This is a genomic window from Intestinimonas sp. HCP28S3_D6 (assembly GCF_052065695.1).
In the GTDB taxonomy this organism is placed as follows: Bacteria; Bacillota; Clostridia; order Oscillospirales; family Oscillospiraceae; genus Intestinimonas.
Genome location: NZ_JBQHTM010000095.1, coordinates 1 through 3919, shown reverse-complemented (window position 1 = coordinate 3919; position 3919 = coordinate 1). Strand labels below are relative to the sequence as shown.

General features: G+C 51.0%; 2 protein-coding genes and 2 pseudogenes. All 4 read right to left on the bottom strand.

Going from position 1 to position 3919, the window contains the following annotated elements; translation table 11 throughout:
- Nucleotides 1-98 precede the first annotated feature (98 nt).
- Nucleotides 99-500: pseudogene (locus ACTNBK_RS16665) on the bottom strand (DUF3848 domain-containing protein); the annotation flags it as partial.
- Between the two features lies 1 nt (nucleotide 501).
- Nucleotides 502-1464, bottom strand: a pseudogene (locus ACTNBK_RS16660) (SNF2-related protein); the annotation flags it as partial.
- Nucleotides 1465-1582: 118 nt separating this feature from the next.
- Nucleotides 1583-2404 carry a ParA family protein gene (locus tag ACTNBK_RS16655; protein WP_119972222.1) on the bottom strand — a complete coding sequence of 274 codons (822 nt, stop codon included), beginning with the start codon at nucleotides 2402-2404 and terminating at the stop codon, nucleotides 1583-1585.
- A 450-nt stretch (nucleotides 2405-2854) separates the two neighbouring features.
- Entirely contained in the window at nucleotides 2855-3718 is an 864-nt protein-coding gene (locus ACTNBK_RS16650) for a ParB/RepB/Spo0J family partition protein (protein ID WP_441147773.1), read from the bottom strand.
- Between the last annotated feature and the right edge of the window lie 201 nt (nucleotides 3719-3919).

The following is a 3919-nucleotide window of genomic DNA, read 5'->3' as shown; positions in this document are numbered from 1 at the left end:
TAAATGTTTCCTGTTTCTTCATCCCCATACACCACCATTGCGTTGATAGTGTTATTATCCCACATCCGGAGCCTTTATGGTAGTGCGGATTAAATCAGAGATTCCTTAGAAGCCCGATACTGTTCCAGCTCCCCATGCTCTTTCGCATACACAGCAGAGTGAGGGTAAATGGCGGCTTTCCGCAGCTCCGCCTGGGCCTTGCAAGCATCATCGGCCCGGTTCTCAATGCTGTCCCGGATCATATCCATGTGGCCGGTCTCCAGTTTCTCAAAGTAACGGTACACATCGGCCAGCGGCGTGGGCGAATCCAGCAGGGCCTGGGCCTGGGTAGCGGTCAGCTCCAGTTCCTCCATCGCCATCACGATGTCCTCCCGAACAGTGTACTCATAGGCATGGTTCAGGACTTCTGCCGGAGGCTGGCTTTTCAGCCAGTCCCGGTATTTGTCCTGTTCAGCGGCCATCTTCTCATAAAGGGCCGTATTCAGATCGTTGGTATTCATGTTATCGCACCTCCTCATGTTGTTTCGGTTTCTTTTCAGGGCTGCGGGGTGGCACCGGACGCTTCAAGCTGTCCAGCACCGAAGGCCGCGCACTCTTGGCAACCACAGTTTCCGGCTGGGCGTGGCCCTTGCCGTCAATGTTCAGCAGCGTGTCCAGTTCCACCAGACGAGCGGACTTGACTCGCAGATCATCCTCAAAGGGAAACGGCTTTCCGATCTCCTCTTTGGCTGCGGCCTGCTGCTGGTAGAGGTTGTCCAGCTGGTTTTTCACGGCTTCCAAACGCTGAGGCATCTGAGCCAGTGCATTGTCGATACGGGTGAGGTTTCCGCGCGGGTCTGTGCCAAGGCTTGCCCGGTGGGTCATCTGGCCTTTCAACAGGAGCGTATATTCCTGTTTCCAAGCGGAAAACTCCACGGACATAGTAAAGCCCCGGTAACTGCCGATCTGCACCGGTTCGGAGCCTTTGACCTCCTTACAGGCGTCCAGCAGGGCTGCACCGGCGTTTTCTTTGTCGGTCAGCACATCGCCCCGGATCTCCATCCCAGCAAAGCCATCCTCCGGGTGAGGATGAGCGGCCAGGGTCTCCAGGTCGGCTTCAAAGCCTTTGATAAATCCCTTGTTGGTTTCGATTTCCTGGGGGAAGTATTTAAGCAACTGATCCTCCAGGCGGTACTGCTTGCTCTGGTGGTCGGCTTTCATCAGCTTCAGACGCGCAACCTCCACATCCAAATCCATGCGCTCCTTGATACGGGGGTCTCCGGCGCACAGGGCCTTGATTTCGGCAAAGGACAGCGCCGTCTCGTCCACATCATCGCAGGAGCGGACCGGCGATTTAGAGGTCATAATCTGCGAAATGAATTTTTGCTTGTTTTCAACCGTCTGCCAGAGATAAGCGTCAAAAGTTCCCTCGGTGACATAACGGTACACATGGACAAGAGGGTTCTGGTTGCCCTGGCGCTCGATAGCCTCGTCATCCTTGACCTTAAAAGGGTGGTTCTTGAAAGGGTGCAGCTCAGAGAGAGGAATTTCCATTACTCGTTCCCGCTGGGCATCGGCTCGACTTTCCTCGGTGGAAAACAGATCATCTACCGAAGCCAGCTCTACTTTTTTCGCGCTGCTTTTCAAGTTTCATCACCTCCTGGGTCAGATTCTTGTAACCCTCGGCCACTTTGCCCTTGGGGTCATGGGCAAAAATACTCTTGCCCTCGGCACTGATTTCCTTTGCTCGGACAGAATGGGGAATCTCAGTTCCGAACACTTTGATTTTGCTGCCGTAGGTTTCTCGCAGCAGAGCCGCAATCTCCTTGGCAAAGTTGGTGCGGTTGTCCACCATCGTCAGCAGGATACCGTCGATCTGGAGCTTGGGGTTGATCTGCCGTTTCACCTTATTGACCGTCTGGAGCAGCTGTTCCAGGCCCTTGGCGGGCAGATACTCCGCCTGGACGGGGATTATGACCCTGTTGGCAGCCGCCAACGCATTGACCGTAAGCATCCCCAGGGAGGGCTGACAGTCAATCAGGATATGGGAATACTGTCCCTTGAGCGTGTCCAGGTATTGCCGCAAGATGGTCTCACGACTCATGGCATTCACCAGGGAGACCTCCATGCCGGAGAGCTGGATGTCGGCAGGCATCAGGTCAACGCCTTCCGGGTGGTGCAGGATGCCCTCGCCGGGGCGCATCGGCTCGTCCATCAGGATACGGCCCATTGCGTCGGACAGAGTAAAGGGCAGCTTGTCCGGCTGGGGATGGCCCAGGCTGATGGTCAGGCTGCCCTGCGGGTCTCCGTCGATCAGCAGAACTTTCTTCCCCGCCTGCGCCAGCCCGATACCCAGATTTGCGCAGGTGGTTGTCTTGCCAACGCCGCCTTTCTGGTTGGCGATGGCGATAATTTGTGTGTTCATTTCAGTTTCCTCCTGTGTCTTGAACAGAAGATGGAATGTAAAGAGGGTAAACTACCCCCTTGGGTTTTCTTAAAATCAAGAACATTTCGGCATCCTTTTGATTTAGGATTCATTTATCACGGTTCTGTACCGGACACTCCCATTGCCTGCGACGCTTTTAACGCTCGGACTGTGGCTGAGTGTAAGTTTTCCCCCTATCCCTGGATCGTGGCCTCAAGTTATCAAGCTCTTTACCGGCGATAGGGAAGTCGCTCGACCCGTAGGTGTCATGGCGTATCACCGGAGTGGCTCTCCGAGGGACGGTTGTACCTGATGTTCTTCTGAATTTTCAAGGTCCATGAGATGTAACTCTCACTTGTAGGCCACGGCAGAGGCCGTTTGTTGCGCAAAAAATAAAAAAAGGAGCAGAAAATTTTTCTGCTCCCTGTTGTGATAAGGTATAACAACCTTTTATTGTGTGTAGCCACGCTTTTTACTCCAATTTCTAATCAACAGCAAAATCGTGTTGTGCATCTGTTCACTATTGTAATGCGAGGGGAAATACGGCTTGATTTCTTCTTCTTCAACAATCATCGGCTCTCTCTGGTTTGGTTTCTTTTCCGATAAGATACAAACCAAGTAATCTTCTGTAAAGTCTGATTCACTGGCCTTTTCTCGGATGGCTTTTGCCTGAGAAATAGATGGGGTTGCTTTTAGTGCTACCATCACCTTATATAGTAGCTTCTGTTGCTTCTTGTCCAAGTAGGAAATAGATACTGCTGGATTCAATGCCATTTTTCGATTATCAACCATTTCAAGAATTTCTGGTATCAATTCAGTAAGACGGATATAGCGAGAAATTTGGTTGCGACTTTGACCGACTTGTTCAGCAATTAACTCTCTGGATTCTTTTCCGACACACTTCCGCCCAAGTTGGGCGGAAGTAAATCCTTTACGCCCCTGATGGCTCATTGCTACCAACTTCATTTTGTATGCAAAGGCTCTTTCACTTGGGAGAATCGTCTCACGCTGAAGGTTTGCATCTACCATGTTTACAACTGCCTCATCATCCGTCATAGACCGGACTAAAACAGGCATCTCAGAGTAACCCAATAGTTCACAAGCCGCTTTGCGTCGATGACCAGAAATTAGTTCATAACAATCCTCACCAATCTGGCGAGCCACCGCTGGATGAATTACACCGTGAATTTCAATGCTCTCAACAAGACACCGAAATTCCTCATCGTCTCGTACCTGAAAGGGATGATTCTTAAATGGCTTCAGTTGTTCCAAGGGAATGTTTTTTACTGCTTGCCTCTGATCGTCTCGTCTCATAATGGCCTCCTTTACTGAAAGCTGAATTCGTCCAAAATTACGGAACTGACTGCTGTGAAAATAGCAGCGAGCATGGACAAAATGTATTTTTGGTCGATTGTAAAATGAAGTTGGACACCTAAGAAAAAATCCATAGTGATTTTCCCCACATGGTAGAATGAAGTTTGCACACAACTTCTTCCAAGGGAGGGCAATCACTAT